Source organism: Lentzea sp. NPDC036955, assembly GCF_055608005.1.
On the sequence record NZ_JBVJRC010000004.1, the window covers coordinates 574470 to 595256 of the forward strand.

Annotated in this window: 20 protein-coding genes; 10 read left to right on the plus strand and 10 right to left on the minus strand. The window is 72.7% G+C overall.

The window, feature by feature from the left end:
- Positions 1-11: 11 nt before the first annotated feature.
- Entirely contained in the window at positions 12-713 is a 702-nt protein-coding gene (locus ACZ7CF_RS16250; protein ID WP_470369999.1) for a protein phosphatase 2C domain-containing protein, read from the minus strand.
- Between the two features lie 64 nt (positions 714-777).
- Between ACZ7CF_RS16250 and ACZ7CF_RS16255 the strand changes: the two genes are divergently transcribed.
- Together ACZ7CF_RS16255 and ACZ7CF_RS16260 are read left to right on the plus strand one after the other, a co-directional pair.
- Positions 778-987: a helix-turn-helix domain-containing protein gene (locus tag ACZ7CF_RS16255; protein ID WP_065915808.1), complete on the plus strand. Its 210-nt coding sequence runs from the start codon at positions 778-780 to the stop codon at positions 985-987.
- Positions 984-1511, plus strand: a complete 528-nt coding sequence (locus ACZ7CF_RS16260; RefSeq protein WP_360396851.1) for a Clp protease N-terminal domain-containing protein — start codon at positions 984-986, stop codon at positions 1509-1511. Before ACZ7CF_RS16255 ends, ACZ7CF_RS16260 begins: the two co-directional genes overlap by 4 nt.
- Here the strand turns inward: ACZ7CF_RS16260 and yczE are convergent.
- Positions 1477-2115, minus strand: coding sequence for a membrane protein YczE (gene yczE, locus ACZ7CF_RS16265; protein WP_360396852.1), 639 nt, complete (start codon positions 2113-2115; stop codon positions 1477-1479). The genes ACZ7CF_RS16260 and yczE overlap by 35 nt on opposite strands.
- Before the next feature lie 61 nt (positions 2116-2176).
- On the opposite strand from yczE, the gene yczR reads away from it, so the two are divergent.
- Positions 2177-3613 carry a MocR-like transcription factor YczR gene (gene yczR, locus ACZ7CF_RS16270; RefSeq protein WP_470369898.1) on the plus strand — a complete coding sequence of 479 codons (1437 nt, stop codon included), beginning with the start codon at positions 2177-2179 and terminating at the stop codon, positions 3611-3613.
- A 299-nt stretch (positions 3614-3912) separates the two neighbouring features.
- Here the strand turns inward: yczR and ACZ7CF_RS16275 are convergent, their stop codons facing one another.
- The 5 genes from ACZ7CF_RS16275 to ACZ7CF_RS16295 all read right to left on the minus strand — a co-directional run bounded on the left by ACZ7CF_RS16275 (position 3913) and on the right by ACZ7CF_RS16295 (position 10162).
- A complete protein-coding gene (locus ACZ7CF_RS16275; RefSeq protein WP_470369899.1) occupies positions 3913-4941 on the minus strand; it encodes a hypothetical protein in 1029 nt (342 codons plus the stop codon).
- 960 nt (positions 4942-5901) lie between these two features.
- Positions 5902-8019, minus strand: a complete 2118-nt coding sequence (locus tag ACZ7CF_RS16280) for a CHAT domain-containing protein (protein WP_470369900.1) — start codon at positions 8017-8019, stop codon at positions 5902-5904.
- Positions 8016-8375, minus strand: a complete 360-nt coding sequence (locus ACZ7CF_RS16285; RefSeq protein ID WP_360396856.1) for a hypothetical protein — start codon at positions 8373-8375, stop codon at positions 8016-8018. Before ACZ7CF_RS16285 ends, ACZ7CF_RS16280 begins: the two co-directional genes overlap by 4 nt.
- Complete coding sequence (locus ACZ7CF_RS16290; RefSeq protein WP_360396857.1) at positions 8372-8902, minus strand: RNA polymerase sigma factor; 531 nt, start codon at positions 8900-8902, stop codon at positions 8372-8374. The genes ACZ7CF_RS16285 and ACZ7CF_RS16290 overlap by 4 nt, the downstream gene beginning before the upstream one ends.
- A 96-nt stretch (positions 8903-8998) precedes the next feature.
- Complete coding sequence (locus tag ACZ7CF_RS16295; RefSeq protein ID WP_360396858.1) at positions 8999-10162, minus strand: pyridoxal phosphate-dependent aminotransferase; 1164 nt, start codon at positions 10160-10162, stop codon at positions 8999-9001.
- 29 nt (positions 10163-10191) lie between these two features.
- Between ACZ7CF_RS16295 and ACZ7CF_RS16300 the strand changes: the two genes are divergently transcribed.
- On the plus strand, positions 10192-11439 hold the full coding sequence (locus ACZ7CF_RS16300; protein ID WP_458430089.1) for a DUF445 domain-containing protein: 1248 nt from the start codon (positions 10192-10194) through the stop codon (positions 11437-11439).
- Here the strand turns inward: ACZ7CF_RS16300 and ACZ7CF_RS16305 are convergent.
- Positions 11412-11900, minus strand: coding sequence for a CGNR zinc finger domain-containing protein (locus ACZ7CF_RS16305; RefSeq protein ID WP_360396859.1), 489 nt, complete (start codon positions 11898-11900; stop codon positions 11412-11414). The genes ACZ7CF_RS16300 and ACZ7CF_RS16305 overlap by 28 nt on opposite strands.
- An 86-nt stretch (positions 11901-11986) precedes the next feature.
- Between ACZ7CF_RS16305 and ACZ7CF_RS16310 the strand changes: the two genes are divergently transcribed.
- The 4 genes from ACZ7CF_RS16310 to ACZ7CF_RS16325 are packed head-to-tail and all read left to right on the plus strand — an operon-like array spanning position 11987 to position 16175.
- Positions 11987-12511: a PadR family transcriptional regulator gene (locus tag ACZ7CF_RS16310; RefSeq protein ID WP_360396860.1), complete on the plus strand. Its 525-nt coding sequence runs from the start codon at positions 11987-11989 to the stop codon at positions 12509-12511.
- Positions 12508-13182, plus strand: a complete 675-nt coding sequence (locus ACZ7CF_RS16315; protein ID WP_470369901.1) for an ABC transporter ATP-binding protein — start codon at positions 12508-12510, stop codon at positions 13180-13182. Before ACZ7CF_RS16310 ends, ACZ7CF_RS16315 begins: the two co-directional genes overlap by 4 nt.
- The gene (locus tag ACZ7CF_RS16320; RefSeq protein WP_470369902.1) at positions 13179-15425 is read left to right on the plus strand and encodes an FtsX-like permease family protein; all 2247 of its coding nucleotides are present in this window, start codon (positions 13179-13181) and stop codon (positions 15423-15425) included. The genes ACZ7CF_RS16315 and ACZ7CF_RS16320 overlap by 4 nt, the downstream gene beginning before the upstream one ends.
- A 33-nt stretch (positions 15426-15458) precedes the next feature.
- Positions 15459-16175 carry a Long-chain-fatty-acid--CoA ligase gene (locus tag ACZ7CF_RS16325; RefSeq protein WP_470369903.1) on the plus strand — a complete coding sequence of 239 codons (717 nt, stop codon included), beginning with the start codon at positions 15459-15461 and terminating at the stop codon, positions 16173-16175.
- A 169-nt stretch (positions 16176-16344) separates the two neighbouring features.
- On the opposite strand, the gene ACZ7CF_RS16330 is transcribed toward ACZ7CF_RS16325, so the two are convergent.
- Both ACZ7CF_RS16330 and tgmC read right to left on the minus strand, forming a co-directional pair.
- Positions 16345-18351 (minus strand): NACHT domain-containing protein, encoded by a 2007-nt coding sequence (locus ACZ7CF_RS16330; RefSeq protein WP_470369904.1) that lies wholly within the window; start codon positions 18349-18351, stop codon positions 16345-16347.
- A 70-nt stretch (positions 18352-18421) separates the two neighbouring features.
- Positions 18422-19489 (minus strand): ATP-grasp peptide maturase system methyltransferase, encoded by a 1068-nt coding sequence (gene tgmC / locus ACZ7CF_RS16335; protein ID WP_470369905.1) that lies wholly within the window; start codon positions 19487-19489, stop codon positions 18422-18424.
- Between the two features lie 117 nt (positions 19490-19606).
- Between tgmC and ACZ7CF_RS16340 the strand changes: the two genes are divergently transcribed.
- Together ACZ7CF_RS16340 and ACZ7CF_RS16345 are read left to right on the plus strand one after the other, a co-directional pair.
- Positions 19607-19984: a helix-turn-helix domain-containing protein gene (locus tag ACZ7CF_RS16340; RefSeq protein WP_360396866.1), complete on the plus strand. Its 378-nt coding sequence runs from the start codon at positions 19607-19609 to the stop codon at positions 19982-19984.
- A 5-nt stretch (positions 19985-19989) separates the two neighbouring features.
- Positions 19990-20664 (plus strand): hypothetical protein, encoded by a 675-nt coding sequence (locus ACZ7CF_RS16345; protein ID WP_360396867.1) that lies wholly within the window; start codon positions 19990-19992, stop codon positions 20662-20664.
- Positions 20665-20787 lie beyond the last annotated feature (123 nt).

Consider the following 20787-nt stretch of genomic DNA (forward strand, 5'->3'; position numbering starts at 1 on the left):
GCTTCTTTCGTTCATGCGGTGATCCGGACGACGGCTTGATCGTCGTGTGTTTTGCAGCGCGGCCACCGGATGTGTTCCGGATCACTGCGCTCGGCTTCCCTGATCCGGTCGAGCGCCGCACCGAGCGGGAGCTCCGCGAGCTCGTCCCACGAGAACAGCCCGTACTCGGACACTCCACACGAGACACCGTCCGTGGCGACGACCACTTTCTTGATCATCTCTCGCGGCCAGCTCGCGGTCAGCGCCTGGCGGCCCGCCTCGGGATCGGCCTCCGCGACCCAGTAGCCGCCGGGCCTGTTCGTCCACCGCAGGATGTCCGGGTCCGGCCGGAGGTCGGCCAGCCGGGTGTCCTCGACCACGTCCGTGGTCCGTCCGAACGCGACGACCGGTGTGTCGCACAAGACGAGGGCGTCGATCGTCTCGTCGTCCCACCGCACGATCGCCGCGGTGGCGGCCGGGGAGTCGCCGGGAACGAGGTCGTGCTCCGCCACGAGGGTCGTGATCGCCTGCGCGAGGAGCTCGGTCAACGGCGTGCCGGCGTCCATCGTCCTGGCCAGCTCGTCGGCGAGCCGGGTGGCGTACCAGCCGCCGTCGCGGTCGGGTGGCCGGGTGCGCGAGGTGACCCCGTCGAGGACCACGACGGCGTTGGGCAGCACGCGGATCCGGTCCTCGGTGACGCGTCCGGGAGCGCCCTGTTCGGCAGTCTCGATCATCACCGCTCCACCGTACGTGTCAACCCCGGTTGACGAACCCTCATTGTCAACGTACGTTGACGGCATGACGGAAGCGACGGATCTCGCCACAGCGGCCGGTGATCGCGACCCGAAGATCGGGTTGCGGGCCGTCAGCGCGTTGCGGCGACTGCTCGAACACCTGGAAGCGGCCCAGGTCCGCAGTGCGCGGGCGCAGGGCTGGTCGTGGCAGGACATCGCGGCGGAGCTCGGGGTGTCCCGCCAGGCGGTGCACAAGAAGCACGGGGGACGATGATGATCGCGGAGCGGTTCACGAAGGAAGCGCGCGAGGCCGTGCAGAAGGCGGTCGCGGACGCGGAACGGGTGCACGCGGGCGAGGTCGGCGTGGAGCACCTGCTGCTGGCGTTGCTGGACACGCCGGTGCTGGCCGGGTTCGACCTGCCGCGCGAGGAGTTGGAGGCGGAGTTCCGCGACTACCGGCGCAAGGGCGGGCTGACCAAGGCGGACGCGGATGCGTTGCGCGGCTTGGGGATCGACGTCGACCAGGTGATCGACTCGGTCGAGCAGTCGCTCGGCACGGGCGTGCTGCGGCCGGGGCCGCGGCGGCGCTGGTTCGGGATGCCGCTGGAGCCGGAGTTCAAGAAGGCGCTGGAGAAGAGCCTGCGAGAGGCCCGCGACCTCGGCCACAACCACCTCGGCAACGAGCACCTCGTGCTGGCTCTGTTGCAAGGCAAGGGGATCGTGGCCGAGGTGCTGGCCGAACGCGGGGTCGGGTACGCCGAGATCAGGAAGCGGGCTGCGAGCGCTCGCGCCAGGTGAGGTGCGGCAGGAACAGCTGCGAGAGCGGGCCGATGCCCAGCGCGTACAGGACCGTGCCGATGCCGACGGTGCCGCCGAGCAGCCAGCCCGTGCCGAGCACCAGCAGTTCGAGGACGCTGCGCGTGAGGCGCAGCGAGAGGCCCGTGCGGCGGCAGAACCCGGTGACGAGGCCGTCGCGCGGGCCCGGTCCGAGCCGGGAACCGACGTAGGCGGCGAACGCGACCGCGTTCAGCACGATGCCCAGCGCCAGGAACACGATCCTGGGCACGAGCCCCTGCGGTGCGGGCAGGATCGCGAGGGTCGCGTCGACCGCCAGTGCGATGACGACGACGTTCGCGATCGTGCCGACGCCGGGCTTCTGCCGCAGCGGGATCCACGCCAGCAGGACCAGCACGCCGGTGATCGCGGTGATCAGGCCGAAGCTCAGGCCGGTGCGTTCGGTGAGGCCCTCGTGCAGCACGTCCCACGGGTTCAGGCCGAGCGTCGCGCGGATCTGCAGCGCCATGCTCGCGCCGTAGAGCCACAGCCCGGCGAGGAGCTGCGGAAGGCGACGGGCGGGGGAGATCCGGACGGAGACCTGGTGGAGTGCGGTCGTGGAGGCCATGTGGTCATACTGAGGCGCGATTGGCCTGGTAATCCATAGCCAATTCTGGGAAATTGGCCTCATGCTCCCACCAGGTGGACGTATATCGGGTGCTCGGCTGGCCCGGCTGCTCGGGTCGTGGCGCAAGCAGGGTGCCCGGCAGGGGTCGGCCGACCTCGCCACCGCGATCCGGCTGCTCGTGGCGGACGGCCGGCTGCCGGTCGGCACCCGGCTGCCGTCGGAGCGCGAGCTCACCGACGCACTCCCGGTGAGCCGCACGACGATCACGGCCGCGCTCGACCAGCTGCGCGGTGAGGGGCTGGTCGCATCCCGGCGCGGCGCCGGATCGTGGATCGACGGCCCGGTCGGAGGCGGCGGTGGCATCGTCGGCGGCGACGACGCGTTGATCGACCTGACCCGGTGCGCGCCGCCCGCCCACCCCGGCCTGCGCCAGGCGATGGCGGCGGCGCTGGCGCAGATGCCCGAGCACCTGGTGTCGCACGGGTACCACGAGCGCGGCCTGCCCGTGCTGCGGCAGGCGATCGCCGACCGGTACGCGGCACGGGGGCTGCCGACGTCACCGGACCAGATCGTGGTCACCTCGGGCGCGCAGCACGCGTGGGCGCTGGCGCTGCGGCTGTTCGCGGGACCGGGTGACCGGGTGCTCGTGGAGCAGCCGACCTACCCCAACGCGCTGGAGGCGGTGCGGGCCGCGTCGGCGATCCCGGTGCCCGTGCCGATGACCGGCGACGGCTGGGAGGTCGACGCCTACGAGGCGGCGCTGCGGCAGGCAGGTCCCCGGCTGGCCTACCTCATCCCGGACTTCCAGAACCCGACCGGCGCCCTGCTGCCCGCGGCCGGCCGTGAAGCGCTCGCCGCCGCGTTGAGGAAGGCGCACACGCCGGTGGTGGTGGACGAGACGCTGGTCGAGCTGTCGCTGACCGATGACCGGATGCCACCGCCGATGGCGGCGTTCGGCGGCGATCTGGTGGTGACGCTCGGATCGGCGAGCAAGTCGCACTGGGGTGGACTGCGCGTCGGGTGGATCCGGGCGTCGGCGGAGATCGTGCACCGGCTGATGTCCACGCGCGCGGCGATCGACCTCGGCACCCCGGTGTTCGAGCAGCTGGTGCTCACCGAACTGCTGACGGACGCGGACCCCGTGTTGCGGCAACGGCGCCTGGAGTTCGCCGCCCAGCGGGACGTCGCGGCGGAGGCGCTGCGGCTGCACTGTCCACAGTGGAGCTTTCGGGTCCCGGCCGGTGGGCTCGGGTTGTGGTGCACGCTCGACGCGCCGGTGAGCACCCGGATCGCCGTGGTGGCGCAGAACCACGGCCTGCGGCTCGTGCCCGGCCCGCGCTGGGCGGTCCACGGCGGCTGCGAGCAGATGCTCCGAGTGCCGTACACGCAGTCGCCCGAAGTGCTGCGCGAGGCGATCGGCCGTTTGGGTGTGGTAGCTGCATCCGTTGCGGGCACTGGGTTTCCGTCGGATGCCGACGTCTCGGTGCCGGTCGCGTGAGACACGTCGGCCCGGTCTCCCACAGCGGTGGAGACCGGGCCGACGAACTTGCCAACGGAGTGGCCTGCGGCGGGGGACGTCCCAGGGATTGGCGTCCCCCGTCCGCAGGTTTCCCCGTGCGGTCCGAGGCTGCGGGGGCAGCGCGGCACTCGGACCAGACCCGACCTGCCAGGGCGCGGTTGGCAGGTCAGGAAGACTGGGGGTTCCTTGCGTACAACGGGAAATACGAGGAGGAGTTACTGGCGCGACGGCACGAGACGGTCACAAATCGCGCAGAGGGCAGACCTGTCCTGTCGGACTCAGTCGGGTGACGTGCTCGGCAGGCCGGGAAGGCTGCCGGGGGACCGACCGTCGCGGCGTTCCTCGACCGACCACGTGGCCGGCGGGAACAGCTCGTTGCGCGACGTGAGCACGGCCAGCACGCCGCGCGTGCCGCCGGAGTTGTCGGTGTGGCTCGACGACGCGGACGCCGTCGTGGTGACCGGGGCGGGCTGGGGCGCCGGAGCGGGCGCGTCCCTGCCGGGCTCGGTCCAGGTGAGGTCGGCCTGCTGCGGCGCGGGCTCGGCCTGTGGCGTGGGCTGGCTGAACGTCCGCAGCGGCTGCGGCACGTACTTCGCGACCGCGACCGCGACGGGCGCGGCCGCCGGCGGCGGAGGAGCGGGCAGCTCGGCGGCGGCCCTGGCGGCCAGCCGCGCGGCGCGGACCTGGGCCTTCGCCCTGATCACCTCGGGCGGCGCCTTGTTCGAGACGGTGCCGGACCGGGAGTTGGAGTGCGTGCCGCCGGTGAAGTCGAGCACCGGGCCGTCGTCGTGGTCGTCGTCCCCGGCGGGGTCCTCCGGCCGGTTCGGCGGGACGAACCCCGGTACCGGGACGTCGTCGACCGGCTGGTGCTGCTCGATGAAGGACGTGGTGAACGCGGTGACCCAGCCCGCGGGGTCGTCGCTCAGGTTCGGGGCGGTGAACAGCTGCGAGGCGTCGAGCGCCTGCGGTTCGTCCGCGGCCTGCGGTTCGTCGAGGGCCTGCGGTCGGTCGAGCGGCTGCGGTTCGCCGGCCGGGGTCGCTGCCGGGGTCTCGGTCGCCTGCTCGGCCAGCGGTGCGGTGGGCGCGGCGGTCTCGGGGCTCTGCTCCTGGACCGGCTGCGGTGCCGTGACCGGTGTGGCCGGGTCGAGCGGTGCGGGAGCTTCGGTCGTGATCTCGACGGCGGGCGGTGCCTCCACGGGGTTCGCGTCGGCCGAGGCGGGCGAGCCGCCCATCAGCCAGGCCGCGGCCGTGAACCCGCCGAGGGCAGCGGCCCGCAGCAGCAGTGCGACAGCTCCACCACCGGCCACAGGATCACCACCGTCCACCGTTCGGGCCACCGCCAACGCCGCAGCGCCGTCGGAGGTCGACGTTGAGCTATGTCTAGCACCGGTGGGTGGTTTTGCGAACCAACTCGCCGCAAACCACACGGAAGGGCGGTCACGTGCGGCTGTCCGTGTTCGCCTCGATCGGGCGCGAACACCGTCTGTGTGGTCATCGGATCGAGTGACATCGCGCTCCGGTCTCCTGTGGACCTCGCCGCAGCGCGGGATGGTGTCCGCTGTGGACGCACCGAAACAGGTCAAGAGCCTCTCTGAGCTGGCCGGTCACGCGTCGGAGGCCCTCGGTCCGGTGCACGTGCACGATCCGGGCGGTCCGAACGAGTGCTTGGTCCGTTCGGGGGAAGTCATCGTGCTCCCGGAGGACGCACTCACTGTGCGCAAGCGTTTGCGGGGTGTCTGCTCGCACGAGGAGGCCGTTCCGGGGGCCGTCCGGATGCACCTGAAGGCGGCGCACGCACTGCGCGTCGTCCCCATCGCCCGCGACGTCGGTGCCGCACCGCACCACGTCCACCTCGCCTGCCCGATCATGATCGGCACCTCCCGCCCGGTCATCGGTGGCCACCTGCCGTCGTTGCGAGGGGAGGGGTCCGTGGCGTTGCTGGACACCCCTCTCGATGCCCCGCACGGCGCGTTGGTCGCCGGTGTGCTGCGGCACCACGGTGCGACCGTCCGCCCGTTCCCCGTCCTCACGCCGTCCGGCTTCGGCTCCGACCTCGCCCTCGCCGCCGCACTGCGCGCCACCCGCTCGGTGCCGGTGGTCCTGGTGTCGTCCGGCACCTACACGTTCGACGACGCCTGCCCGCCGGTCCTGGCCGCGTGCGGCGGCAACGTCGTCGCGGCCGCGGGCAACGGCGGGTCCGCCCGTCCGTGGTGGCCCGCCGCCCTGCCCGCCGTGACCGCCGTGGGCACCTCCGACCCGTTCTCCGGTCACGGCCCGTGGGTCGACGTGGTGACCAACGGGACCGACGTGCCCGCCAGCGTCGGCTCCGCGCAGTCGCTGTGCACCGGCACCTCGTTCGCCGCCGCGCTGCACGCCGCGACGCTCGTGCCGGTGCCGTAGCAGCTGAAGCCCAGGTGGGCGACGGCGCGTGCGGCCGCCGCGGGGTGGTCGAGCCGCCGGTGGACCGCCGCCATGGCCGCGCCGACCTGACGGTCCGGGACGGGCAGGACGCTCGCCAGCACCGCCCTCGTGCCGACGTCGAGGAATGCCCGCGCGAGGCCCGACTCGCAGGCCGAGAGCACGACGACCTCCGGCGGGTGCTCGACGCGGGCCAGGTCGTAGCCGTAGAGCGGGCCGTCGTCGAGCTCCAGGTACGAGAACAGCGGGTTGTCCGCGTTCACGACGCCGTGCGCCGCGATGTGGGCGATGCCGGCGCCTTCGAGGCCCCGCAGCGTCTCCTCCACAGTGGATCCGAGGACCGTGCCGCCGTGTTCGCGGTGCAGTGCGGTCACCTCCTCGTGGCCGAGGTCCGGTCCGGTGACCCACACCCTGCGGCCACCGGGTCGCGGTGGGCACCAGCGGTTCAACGCCGGCAGCACGTGCACCTTCGGCCGGAGCGCGGCCCACGGCATGTCGCGCAACACGCCGTCCGGGACCACCACGACCTCCTCCACCTGCGGCAACAGGTCGTTGTCGATCGTGCGGCCCGCGCGCAGCGCCAGCTTGGCCGCCTGGACGAGCGCGGCCGGCTCGGCCACGACGCGGACGCTCTCCGGCGTCACGGCCAGCACCTGTCCCCTGTGGACGACGAAGCTGACCACCGGCAGGTGGCCGGGCACCTCATCGCCGGAGGGGGAGCGCCGGGCCGTGGCGACGGTCAGCCGGCGGATGTCCCGTTCCAGCGCCTCGACCGGACCGCCGAGCGCCCGTGCCCGCCGCAGCCCGGCCAGCGCGCTCGCGAGCGCCGGATCGCCCGGCGGCAACGGCGACGGGTAGCTGCGGCGGTGCCGCTCGCCCCACCGCAGCACCTCGCGCGGCGTCCGGGCGAGGTCGAGCGCGCGTCCGGTCAGCTCCCGCCGCACCCACTCGTTGGCGAGCCCGGCGCCGTCCTCGTCGAGGACGCGCAGCCCGGCCCGGCACGCCGCCAGCGCACCCCGCCGGTCCGATCGCCTGGCCTGCGCGAGCCACCCCAGCGCCCTGGTCCTGGCCGGTCCGCGGAACCGCTGGGCCGCGACCGCGTCGACCTCGCCCGCGGCCAGCATCAGCTCACCGTCCGGTCGTCCGGCCGTCCGGTAGAGCCGCAGCGCCGTGGCGGTGTCCCCGCGTCGCAACGCGCACCGCGCGCCGAGCAGCACCGCCTCCGGTGACCTCCGCCCGCACCGCTCCAGCAACGCGAGCGCGGGCTCCACCACCCGGTGCGCCTCCTCGTCCAGCCCGGCCGCGAGCAACGCCTCCGCCCGGTCGACCAGCGCCTCCGGGCGGCTCGTGGAGTCGAGACCGGCCCGTGCCGCCTCCTCGTACCGCCGCAGCGCCGACGGCAGGTCACCGGCCAGCATCGCGACGAAACCCCTGTTGTGCAGGCACATCGCGATCCGGCCGCTCTCGCCGATCGTCCGCAGCGCCGCCGCGGCCGCCGTGAAGTCCGCGTCCGCGCCGGCCAGCCGCAGGGCGTAGCACCGCGCGATGCCCCTGCCGATCAACGCGTTCGCGAGCCACCGCTGGTCGTCGTACCGGCGCAGCTCCCTGATCACGGCGGTCAGCTCGGCCATCGCCGGACGCGGGTCGGCCGACCGGCACAGGTGCAGCCCGCGCAGGCAGCGGGCCCGCGCCAGCTCGTTGCCGCGCAGCTGCGGCGTGGCGAGGTCGAGGTGCCGCAGGCTGCGGGTGCGACGGCCCCGGTCCAGGTCGATCCACGCGAGCGTCAACCGGAACCGCGGTTCGCCGGTGAGCCGCAGGCCGCGCTGTGCCAAAGCGGCCGCCTCGTCGAGGTGCCCGAGCTCGACGTGGGCGACGCTCAGGTCGTGCAGGGCCTGGGCGCGTTCGGCCTTGGAGCCGCGGACCACCGTGCCGGCGATGGTGGCCCGCGGGTCGGCGCTGGCGCTCACGCGACGAACCAGTCCGTGGTCAGGCCCAGCTCCGGCACGCAGACGCACACCGGCCCTGGCACGACCTCGGCGCGGAACCAGCCCTCGGCGTCCGGCGCGACCGCCCGCACGGCCTCCGGTGAACGCACCTCGACGGTGCCGGTCACGCCGTCCAGGACGCCGGTCAGGCGCGGGCCGTCGAGCTGCAGGTACATCCGGCCGGTGCCGACGTGGAACACGAGCTGCCGCGACGGGCCGCGGACCGGCTCGTCGACGACCGCCATGGGGGCCAGGCCGGTCGGGACCGGCGCACCGACGGCCGGGGGCACGTCGGCACCGAACAGCGCGGCGATCTCGTCGAGCAACGGGTCCCTCACCGCGCCACCGCCAGCTTCCGGCGCAGCGCGGTGAGGCACCGGGTCCGCGTCGGGCCGACGCTCCCCAGCTTCATCCCCAGGGCATCGGCAACCTGTGCATAACTCAGCTCGGGGCTGTGGGCGGCGATCCTCAGCAGCCGCTGGCAGCGTTCGTTCAACGTGACCAGCGCCGTCCACAGCCGGTGGGCGCGGTCGTCGCCCAGCACGACGTCCTCAGGTGTCGGCAGGGCCGACTCCGGCTCCCAGCGGTCGACCGGGACCTCACGGCCGCGGCTGCGCAGCACGGCGATGCTCTGCCGGGTTGCGGTACGGAGCAGCCACCCGGCCAAGGCCTCGGGATCTCGCAGCCGGGTGAGGTGTTCTGCCAGGCAGAGCCACGTGCACTGGTAGACGTCGGCCGCGTCGGCGTGGCTCAGGCGGAACGATCTGGGCACCGACCAGACCAGTCGCGAGTAGCGCTCGACGAGCGCGTCCCAGCCCGTGGTCCCGGCTCGTGCGGACTGGACGACCTCGGTGTTGGAGTTCATGCCATTTGGAGTGGAACACGGACGGCACGGCTCCGCTGCTCACCCGAAAGTGGTTTGTCCACAGGTGTGGAGAAACTCATCCACACCTGTGGACAACTACAGCTTGTGGAGTCGCTCCACGGCCTCGTCGATCACCGCGTCCTGCTTGCAGAACGCGAACCGGATCAGGTGCTGCCACTCGGCCGGCCGGTCGGTGAAGACCTGCACGGGCACCGCGGCGACCCCGATCCGCGCGGGCAGCTCGCGGCACAGCGCCAGGCCGTCGGTGTAGCCGAGCGGGCGGACGTCGGCGCAGATGAAGTACGTGCCCTCCGACGACCGCACCTCGAAGCCCGCCGCGCGCAGCCCCTCCGCCAGCCGGGCCCGCTTCGCCGCCAGCGAGTCGCGCAGCGCCGTGACCCAGTCCAGCTCGGTGGTCAGCGCCTGGGCGACGGCGGGCTGGAACGGCGCCCCGCCCACGAACGTCATGAACTGCTTCGCCGCGCGCACCGCCGCGACCAGTTCGGCCGGGCCGCACACCCAGCCGATCTTCCAGCCGGTGCAGTTGAACGTCTTGCCCGCGCCCGAGATCGACAGGGTCCGCTGGGCCATCCCCGGCAGCGAGGCCAGCGGGACGTGCTGCCGGCCGTCGAAGACCAGGTGCTCGTACACCTCGTCGGTGATCGCCAGCAGGTCGTGCTCGACGCACAACGCGGCGATGGCGCGCATCTCGTCGACGGTGAACACGGTGCCGGTCGGGTTGTGCGGCGAGTTCACCAGGATCGCGCGCGTGCGCGGCGTGACCGCGGCCCTCAGCGCGTCGACGTCCAGCGCCAACCGGCCGGACGAGTCCTCGCGCAGCCCCACCGTCACCCTGGTCGCGCCCGCGAGCGCCACCGACGCCGCGTACGAGTCGTAGTAGGGCTCGACCAGCACCACCTCGTCACCCGGCTCGACCAGCGCCAGCAGCGAGGCCGCGATCGCCTCTGTGGCGCCGACCGTGACCAGGACCTCGGTGTCCGGGTCGTAGGAGGTGCCGTAGCGCGACCGGTGCGCGGCGATGGCGGCGCGCAGCACCGGCATGCCGGGACCCGGCGGGTACTGGTTGACGCCCGACGCGATGGCCGACTGGGCCGCCGCGAGCATCGACGCCGGACCGTCGGTGTCGGGGAAGCCCTGACCGAGGTTCACGGCGTCGTGCTGCACGGCCAGCCCGGTCATCTCCGCGAAGATCGTCGAGGTGAACGGCTGCAACCTGGGGACTAGCGCTGGTACCCGCACAACGCAGGATCTTCACGGACAATGGTGCCGTGGAGCAACTGACCGCCGCTGACCAGCAGAAGCGCACAGACCTGCGCAAGATGAAGGTCGTCGCCACCAGCTTCCTCGTGGGTGCGACGGTCGTCTTCTTCGGGACCCACGCCTTCGAGGGCGCCTGGGTCGGGTACGTCCGGGCCGCCGCGGAGGCCGGCATGGTGGGCGCGCTCGCCGACTGGTTCGCCGTCACGGCCCTGTTCCGGCGCCCGCTCGGCCTGCCGATCCCGCACACCGCGATCATCCCGACCCGCAAGAACATGTTCGGCAAGACGCTCGGCGACTTCGTCGGCGTCAACTTCCTGAGCAAGGAGATCGTCCAGGACAAGCTGCGCCGCGCGGGCATCGCCGAGCGCGCCGGTGCGTGGCTCAAGCAGCCGGAGAACGCCGAACGCGTCACCAACGAGCTCGCGAACGTCCTCAAGGGCGCGATCACCGTGCTCAAGGACGAGGACGTGCAGGCCGTCGTCGAGCAGGCGATCGTCAAGCGCGTCACCGCCAAGCCGTGGGGCCCGCCGCTGGGCAAGCTCCTGGAGCAGGTGCTCACCGACGGCGCCCACCACAAGCTCGTCGACCTGATGTGCGACCGGGCCTACGAGTGGGTGCGCGACAACTACGACAAGGTCAGCCTCATCGTCACCGACCGCGCGCCGGCGTGGTCGCCCAGGTTCGTCGACTCGATGCTCGGCGACAAGGTCCACACCGAGCTGGTCAACTTCGCGTGGGCGGTGAAGACCGACGTCAACCACCCGATGCGGCTCGCCGTGGACCAGTTCCTGATCGAGTTCTCCGCGGACATGCAGAACGACCCGGCCACCCTGCAGCGCGCCGAGCAGGTCAAGCAGCAGGTCATCAACCACCCCGACGTGCAGAAGCTGATCAGCAGCGCGTGGGGCACGGCGAAGAAGATGCTGCTCGACGCCGCCGAGGACCCGTCCAGCGAGCTGCGCAGGAGGGTGATGCAGGGACTGATCACGCTCGGCACCAACCTGACCGACGACCTCGAGCTGCGCGCCAAGGTCGACGGCTGGCTGGAGCAGGCCGCCGGGTACGTCGTGAGCAACTACCGGGCCGAGATCACCACGCTCATCACCGACACCGTCGAGCGGTGGGACGCGGAGGAGACCTCGCGCAAGATCGAGCTGCAGGTCGGCAGGGACCTGCAGTTCATCCGGATCAACGGCACCGTGGTCGGCGCGCTGGCCGGCCTGGTGATCTACACCGTGGCCAACGTGCTGTTCTGAGAGGCGCGCGAGCGTTTTCGGAACGTCCTGGCCTTCTCGCGGTTGCCGCACACCCGCATGGAGCACCAGGTGCGGGAGCGGTTGCGGGATCTGTCGAAGAACGCGCGCAGGCAGTCGTCGGCGGGGCAGATCTTGAACCGCTCCCACGACCCGAGCACCGCGAGGCGGGCCGACGCCGCGAGCACCGCGCCCACCGCGTCGCTGCTCGCGAGCATCGGGACGCCGCCGGTCAGCTCGACGTGCACCACGCCGGCCGCCGTGCGCGGCCCTGACGACCCCTCGATGGACGAGCGCAGTGCCGCCCGCGCGGCGCGCGCCTGTGCGATCTCCCCGCTCCGCCCGAGGCCGCGTTCGGTCACCCACGCGCGCCAGGAGGCTTCACTGTCCAGTACGTGTCGAGTGTTCAGGAAGTCGAGCAGCAGCTCGACGTCGTGATCCCAGCCGACAGTCAGACCAGTCACCCCACCACTGTAGGCGCCACGGCGGTTGCCCGTCAGGACATCCGGGGAATGCACCCGGTGTATACACGGGGTGTATAGTCGTCCGCATGTCGATCGGTCACGCACTGTTGGGCCTGCTAGAGGGTGGTCCAAGGCACGGGTACGACCTCAAGCGCACCTACGACGAGCGCTTCGGGCAGGACCGGCCGTTGCACTACGGGCAGGTCTACTCGACGCTGTCGCGGCTGCTGAAGAACGGCCTGGTGACCGAGGCCGGAGTGGAGGCGGGCGACGGTCCGGAGCGCAAGCGGTACGCCATCACCGACGCCGGGGTCACCGACGTGGAGCGCTGGCTGGGCACGCCGGAGAAGCCGGAGCCGTACCTGCAGAACACCCTCTACGCGAAGGTCGTGCTGGCGCTGCTGTCCGGCCGCAGCGCGGTGGAGGTGCTGGACGTCCAGCGCTCCGCGCACCTGCGGACCATGCGCGAGCTGACCCGGCGCAAGACCGGCGGCGACCTGGCCGACCAGCTGATCTGCGACTTCGCGCTGTTCCACCTGGAGGCGGACCTGCGCTGGCTGGAGCTGACGGCCGCCCGCGTCGACCAGCTCGCGGAGCAGGTGGCGCGATGACGCTGCTGAGGGCCGAGGAGCTGCACAGGTCGTTCGGGAAGACGCACGCGCTGGCCGGCGCCGGGCTCACGGTCCGCGAGGGCGAGGTCGTGGCGGTCATGGGGCCGTCCGGGTCCGGCAAGTCGACCCTGCTGCACTGCGTCGCAGGCATCCTGCCGCCGGACAGCGGCACGATCACCTACCGCGACCGCGACCTGACCCGGATGTCCGACCACGAGCGCAGCGAGCTGCGGCGCACCGAGTTCGGGTTCGTGTTCCAGTTCGGCCAGCTGGTGCCGGAGCTGACCTGCCTGGAGAACGTGGCGCTGCCGTTGCGGCTGAGCGGGATGCGGCGCAAACCGGCCGAGCGCGCCGCGCGCGAGTGGCTGACCAGGCTGGAGGTCGACGGCGTGGCCGACCAGCGGCCCGGTGAGACCTCCGGTGGCCAGGGCCAGCGCGTCGCCGTGGCCCGCGCGCTGGTCACCGGCCCGAAGGTGATCTTCGCCGACGAGCCGACCGGGGCGCTCGACTCGCTCAACGGCGAGCGGGTGATGCACCTGCTCACCACCGCGGCGCGGGAGACGGGCGCGGCCGTCGTGCTGGTCACGCACGAGCCGCGGGTTGCCGCCTACTCCGACCGCGAGGTCGTGGTGCGCGACGGGCGGTCCCGGGACGTGGAGCTGGCCGGGTGAAGCGGGTGATCGGCGACCTCGCCCTCGGGGTCCGGCTGGCGGTCGGGGGCAGCCGGAAGTCGTGGGCGCGGCTCGTCCTGCAGGGACTCGGCATCGGCCTGGGCGTGGCCGTGCTGGTCCTCGCGGCCTCGCTGCCGGGGGCCATCGACGTGCGCGACAAGCGCGGGGACGCGAGCGAACCGGTGTCGGAGGGCACCGGGCCGGCGCCGTTGCTGGTGAGCGTCGTGCACCTGGAGTACCGGGCGGAGCTGGTGCGCGGCCGGTACGTGAAGGTGCTCTCGCCGGACGCCCCCGTGCCGCCCGGTGTCGACCGGCTGCCCGGTGACGGGGAGGTCGTCGTGTCGCCCGCGCTCGCCGAGCTGCTGGCGAGCGAGGAGGGCGCGCTGCTGCGGCCGCGGTTGCCGCAGCGGGTGGTCGGGACCATCGGCAGGGAGGGGCTCACCGGTCCGCTCGACCTGGTGTTCCTGGCCGGGGACGCCTCGATCGTGTCGACCGGGAGCAACGAGACGTACCGCTGGGGCGCGCACTACGGCGGCGGGGGGCTCGCGCCGATCCTGTGGCTGCTCAGCATGGTGGGCGTGATCGTCCTGCTGTTCCCGGTGCTGGTGTTCGTCAGCGTGGCCGCGCGGCTGGCCGCGGCCCAGCGCGACCGCAGGCTGGCGGCGTTGCGGCTGGTCGGCGCCGGTGCGAGACGGGTGCGGCTGATCGCGTCCGGTGAGGCGCTGGCCAGCGCGGTGGTCGGGCTCGCCGCGGGGTTCGGGCTGTTCTACGCGCTGCGGCCGTTCTCGGACGACGTCGTCCTGGAGCAGCTGGTGGTGTTCCCGGAGGACCTGACCCCGGCGCCGGCGCTGACGGTCGCGGTGCTCGTCGGGGTGCCGGTGCTGGCGGTGGCCACGTCGTTGTTCTCGATGCGGCGGACGATCATCGAGCCGCTGGGCGTGGTGCGCGAGCAGCGTCCGGTGCGGCGCAGGCTGTGGTGGCGGCTGCTGCCCACGGTCGCCGGTGCGGCGCTGCTGGTCAGCCAGGCCGGCCGGGTCACCGGCGACGAGCAGCCGGAGGAGCTGCCCGTCGTGCTCGGCGTGGTGCTGCTGATGTTCGGCATCCCGGTGCTGCTGCCGTGGCTGGTCGAGCGGGTCGTCTTCCGCCTGCGCGGCGGCACCCCGGCATTGCAGCTGGCCGTGCGCAGGCTCCAGCTCGACAGCGGCACGGCCGCGCGGGTCGTGGGCGGTGTCGCGGTGGTGCTCGCGGGCACCGTGACGTTGCAGATGGTCCTCGCCGCCGTCGAGAACGAGGTGGTGGACAGGGAGCTGACGCGGTCCCCGCAGGACGTGCTGGCCATGCGGGTCACCGACACCACCGCCACACCGGGTCTGCGCGACGCGCTGGCGCACAGCGCCGGGGTGCGCGCCGTGCACGAGCTGCGCTGGACGTCCGGCAGCACCGGCGAGCGGTCGTCCGTGTCGATCGTCGTGGGCACCTGCGCCGCGCTGCGGACGCAGCTCCCGGTGACCGGGTGCACCGACGGCAAGGCGTACCTGGCGCGGGAGGCCACCGGCGGTTTCACCGTCACGCCGGGCGTGCCGCTCGCCGTCGGCAGGGACCGCGAGCAGCGGTGGCTGCCCCCGGCCGTGGTCGAGGAGGTCTCCGGCGCCACCACCGGCGGCTACTACCTCACCCCGGCTGCCGCTCAGGGCCTCACCCTCGGCACCCGCGGCGTCGAGTACATCGCCCAGCTCGACCTGGCGACGCCGGACGCCGCCGAACACGCCCGCAACGCCGTGGCCCCGTACTCGTGGCGCGTGCGGTCGTTCTCCGGCGGCCAGTCCAGGATGTCGGAGGTGGAGCGGGTGTTCGGGCTGGTGCGCCAGGGCCTGTACGGCGGCATGGCCGTCACCCTGCTGCTGGCCGGTGCATCGATGCTGGTGGTGGGCCTCGAACAGGTCAGGGAACGCCGTCGCCCGCTGGCCGTGCTGGCCGCGTCCGGCGTCCCGCGCGCCACCCTGGCCCGTTCCCTGCTGTGGCAGAACGGGCTGCCCCTGGTGCTGTCGACGGTGGTGTCGGTGGCCACCGGCATCGGCCTCGGCGTGCTGTCGGTGAGGGTGTCGAGAGCCGAGGTCGCCTTCGACTGGCAGGGCATCGCCCTGGTCACCGCCGCCGCGATGGCCCTGGTCCTGCTGGTCACCGCCCTGACGCTGCCGTCCCTGCGCAAGGCGACCGGCGCCCTCGGCCTGCGCACGGAGTGAGGTGCCGATCTGCACGTGCCTACGATCAGGCCCGTGCAGATCGCCACCACCTCCGACCATCCGCACCTCTCCACAGCGGCGCTGGTCGGCGAATGGCCCCTGTTCGTCCTGAAGGACCCGATCTCCAACCGGTACCGCAAGACCGTCCAGCAGTACTTCCCGCAGTACGACGTGCTCGCACTCGACGGCTCGGAGGTCCTGGCCCATGCCGTGGCCGTCGCCCTGTGCTGGGACGGCACCCCGTCCACCCTCCCCGACGGCGGCTACGACGGCGCCATCGTCCAATCCGTGCGCGACCACGAATCCGGCACCACCCCGGACACCCTGTGCGTCCTCGCCGCCACCGTCCGAGCCACCCACGCCGGCCGGGGCTTGGCCGCCGCGGTCCTGACCGCCCTCCGCACCCGCGCCCTCGCGAACGGCCTGTCCCGCGTCGTCGTACCGGTCCGCCCCACCCTGAAGGCGAGCTACCCGCTCACCCCGATGGCCGACTTCGCGACCTGGACCCGCCCCGACGGCCTGCACCTGGACCCGTGGATCCGCACCCACCAACGCCTCGGCGCCACCGTCCTCGGCCCAGCCGAACGCTCCATGGTCGTGACGGGCACCGCCGCGGAGTGGCAGAGGTGGACCGGCCTGCACTTCCCCCAGTCCGGCCGGTACGTCGTACCCAGCGGCCACGACGTCGTGGTGTTCGAGGGGGACCGCGGCGTCTACGAGGAGACGAACCTCTGGATGCGCCACCTCTGACGGCCCAGGCTCCCGCCCGCGTACCGCACAAGACGCCCGCGCCTTCCGGTGCCTCCGCTCATCCCGCGCCGTTCAGCCCGCGTGGCGTGGCGTGGCTTGCGCCGCTCCGCCTGCGCTGCCCACGCGGTTCGGCTCGCGCACCGCCTCGCGCCGTCCGCGCTCGACAGCCCTACACCCGGTCCTTCCGCCGCAACCGCACCTTCCCCACCCCGCCCCCGGCCGCCGCACCGTGCTCCGCCAGCCGGTCCTGCACCAGCCCGTGCCGGAACTGGTAGCAGGCCCCGGCCCGGCACAGCACCCCGAGCTTGCGCGCGTCCTCGAAGAACACCATCAGCTCCCAGGGCAGCTTCCCCCGCAACGCCAACCAGATCCGCGCCACGGTGAACCACCACCACCGCAGGTGCAGCACGGCCAGCGCGAACCCCAGCATCAGCCCGGAAGCCAGCCCCAGCCCGACCATGCCGGTCTGGTTCGGCCCGAACACCAGTGCCGCCGCCGAACCGAACACCACGGCCAGCACCAGCGACCCGGTCCACACGGCGATCCGGTCGCGCGCCATGGTCCACTGTGGACTGGAGGCCTGGGACAGCTCGGCCGTGCTGGACAACGCGAACCGCAGCGCCACGGCCACCGCGAGGCCCAAGCCGACCACCAGGCCGGCGGACAACCCGTACAGCGCGCCGAAGACGAGGCCCGCCGCGAGGCCGAGGACGCCGGGGACCAGGAGCAGGGAGCGCGAGATTCCCAGGCGTGGCTTGGGTTTGCGTTCCTGCGAGGCGGTCAGTGCGGCGCCGCCGACCAGGACGCCGGCGACCAGGCCGCTGAGCGGGGCGAGTTTTGGGGTGATCGAGTAGGCCATCAGCCAGGCGACGCCGAAGCCGCCGATCGCGCCCAGTGCCAGTGCGCCGAGCAGGGCGAGCCAGGTGCGGCCGACCGAGCGGCGCAGCTCCCACCAGGCCAGCTCACGGATGCCGCGGTCGCGCATCTCGTGCGCGAGGAACTCCAGCCACCTGCGCGCCCTGTCGCGGGGCCAGACCTGGCTGGCCCTGGCGTGGTGGGCGGCGGCGCGGTTGCCGAAGGCGCGGGAGACCAGCTCGTCGCAGAGGTGGTCGCAGACGGCGCGGGCGTCCGGGAAGCAGCCGCGGTCGAGGAGCTCGGTCGGTTCCGCCTCGAAGTCGGCGTAGACCATGCTGGCCAGCCACATCGTCAGCGGTGTGGACAGGGCGTCGGCGAGGCGGCCGTCCGGTTCCTCGCGCAGGTGGATGAACACCGGTTCCCAGCGGGCCGCTCCCACGCTGTCGGCGCTCGCCCGCAGGTAGGAGGCGACCTCGTCGAGGTCGAGCGGGGCCAGTTCGACGACGTCGGCGCCGTGCAGCGGGCCCGCGAGGTGCACGGCCTGGGCGTACTCGGCGGTGCGGCACGTGAGGACGAGCGGGCGCGTGGCGGGGAACGCCTTCGCGATCCGCGCCAGTGCGTCGGCGCGCTGGTGTGCGGGGACGTCGTCGAGGCCGTCCAGCACCGGCAGGACGCGGTGCTGCTCGATCAGCAGGTCACCGGCGTAGCTGCCGTAGAGCTCGGTGTTGCTCAGGGCCGGGTGGTCCTCGTAGAGGCGGCGGGTCAACCACGTGCGGATGTCCTCGACCGCCGGGTTCCACGTCGACAACGGCAGCAGCACCGGCACCATGCCGCCGTCGTAGCGGTCGAGCAGGCCGCACGTCAGCAGCATCGCGACCGTCGTCTTCCCGGTGCCCGCCTCGCCGAGGACGACCATCCGGCGGTGGGGCTGCCGTTCGAACGCGCCGACCACCGCGTCGCTGTGGCCGGGGGGTGCGTTCCGTCCGTCACCCAGGTCCAGTTCGGGTGCGGTCCAGTGCAGGTCGAGGACGTCCGGGTCGGTGAGGCCGCGGGAACGCACCTCCTCGTTCCACTGCGCCTGCAGAGCGGTGGCCAGGGCGCGGCAGGCGGCGTCCAGGTGCTCTTCGGTGCTCAGCTCGGCGTTGTGCCTGCGCCGCACCCACGGGTCGAGCAGCGCGAGGAAGCCGAGGAACACCACGGCGAGCGCGCCCAGCCACACGTGCGGGTTGATGCCGTGGTCGGTGACGAACAGACCGGCAGCCGTGAGCAGTGCGGTCAGCACGCAGCCGGCCAGCAGCGCCTGCTGGCGGAATCTGGACATGCGCGCATCATGACGCACCGCATCCGCCCGGGGTCGGTTCAGTGAGCCGTGTCGTGCCGTTCGCTGTTGATCACAGTCGCCACCTCCGCCCGTCGAAGGTGAGGAACTGGCCGTCATGACCGATGGTGACACCGAAGTGCTGCCGCCGGGGTTTGCCCAGGTCCTCCCACAGCGCCAGCGCCTGTTCCGCCAGGTCCCACAGCCGTCGCGGACCGCCCTGGTCGACGTGCGAGCCGTGGTGGTGCACCCAGGAGCCGTCCGGGTGGCCCAGCCAGTCCTGTCCCGCGACGACGTCGGGCAGCGCGACGCCGGCGAAGAACTCGAACGGGCTGGCCGGGTCGACCACCGTGGCCATCGGCAGCGTGGTGGTCCTGCGGTCGAACGCGCCCGTGCCGGCGAGCGCGGGCTTGCGGGCGTGCGCGCGCAACGGCATGAAGCGGCCGTCCTCCACCAGGACCCGGCCCTCGCCGGTGCCGTCGCCGCGGGAGACGATCCGGACGAGCCCGGCGCCGATGGGGCGGTGCAGGGTGGTGATGACGAGGCCGCCGGGCCGGGTCTGCTCCAGCCACGCGGGTGGGATCGTCGTCACGGAACACGTCGCGAGCACCCGGTCGTACGGCGCTCCCGCCGGATGACCCCGCGCGCCGTCACCGATGACGCAGGTGGGGGTGAAACCGTTGCGGTGCAGGCGTTCGCGGGCCCGTGCGGAAAGCTGCGGGTCGACGTCGACGGTCGTCACGCGGTCGGCGCCCAGGGCGTGGCACAGGAGAGCGGCGTTGTACCCGGTGCCGGTGCCCACCTCCAGCACCGACTGTCCGGTGTGGACCTCCAGCGCCTCCAGCATGATCGCCATGATGGCCGGCATGCTCGACGAGCACGTCGGTGTGCCACCGGTCACCGTGTCGTCACCGTCGAACTGGGTAACCCAGACCCGGTCGGTGTAGACGAGCTCCAGCCAGCCGGGGTGCTCCGCGGTGACCGGTTCCCAGTCGCCGTCGTGCCGCTGGCGGTAGAAGCGAGGCAGGAACTCGTGGCGCGGCACCTCGCGGAAAGCCTTGAGCCACCGGGGATCGCGCAGCACACCGGTGCCGAGCAGGTGGTCGGCCAGCTCGGCGCGCAGGGCTCCGGCGTCGTCCATGACCCCTCCACGGTAGCCCTGTGGCGGAGCACACGCAGCGATTGCTAGCAGAGTGCTTGCAACTGCTAGCACCCCTCGCTAACGTGGTCGGTGCACGAGGAACGGGAGCGGGAACCAATGGACAAGTCCATCGACAAAGCCGTCGCGGACCTCGGCCGCAACATCGGGGACTTCATCCGCGAGCAGCGCAACACCGCGAAGATCTCGTTGCGGGAGTTGGCAAAGCAGGCCGGCGTCTCCAACCCGTACCTGAGCCAGATCGAGCGGGGACTGCGCAAGCCCAGTGCGGAGATCCTGCAGCAGATCGCCAAGGGGCTGCGCATCTCGGCCGAGGTGCTCTACGTCGAGGCCGGGATCCTCCAGCAGCGCGAAGGCGGTGCGTTGGCGGACGCCGTCGTCGCCGCGACCGATCTGACCGAGCGGCAGAAGCAGGTGCTGCTCGACGTCTACGAATCTTTCCGGCGGGAGAACGCCGCCAAGACCAAGGAGGAGTGATCTCCATGCCGAAGCTCACCCAGGACGACATCCGCACCGCCGCCGAGCAGGGCGCGCACGCCGCCCGCCAGGCCCTCCTCGCCGCCCTCGGCGCCGGTGACCTCGCCGCCAAGGCCGTGGTCGAGGCGCTGGGCAAGGCCAGGGAGCGCGCGGAGGAGGCCTCCGCGAAGGCCACCGACCTGCCCACCGAGCTCAAGGACCTGCGCGAGAAGCTGCAGCCCGCCGAGCTGAAGAAGCTGGTCGACGCCTACACCGCCTCCGCCGTGAACCTCTACAGCTACCTCGCGGAGCAGGGCGAGCAGACCCTCGAGCAGATCAAGGCCCAGCCGCAGGTCAAGCAGGCTGTCGAGCAGGTCGAGCAGGCCGTCGGGGCCGCCCAGAAGCGCGCGGGGACCGCCGCCGCCGACGCCCGCGTGCTCGCCGACGACGTCCTCGGCAAGGTGACCCGCCGCACCCGCTCGGTCGGCGAGAAGGTCGCCGTCCAGGTCGAGGACACCGCCGAGAAGCTGGCCGAGGAGATCGTCGAGGTCGGTGGCGAGGCCGCGTCCGAGGTCCGCAGCACCACCCGCAAGGCCGCGAACCGCACCGCGCCGCGCAAGCCGGCGACCACGACCCGCAGCACCGGCACCACCGCCGCGGTCAAGAAGCCGACCACGACGACGGACGACACCGCCAAGTGAGTCGTTGAAGACTCGTTGAGGTTCCTCCGGAGGGGGAGCGCGCCACGGCGTGCTCCCCCTCCGGTGCGTCCGGCGCAAGTGCGTCCCGCGGGCCGGATCGGGCCCTGCCCGACGCTCCGTTCC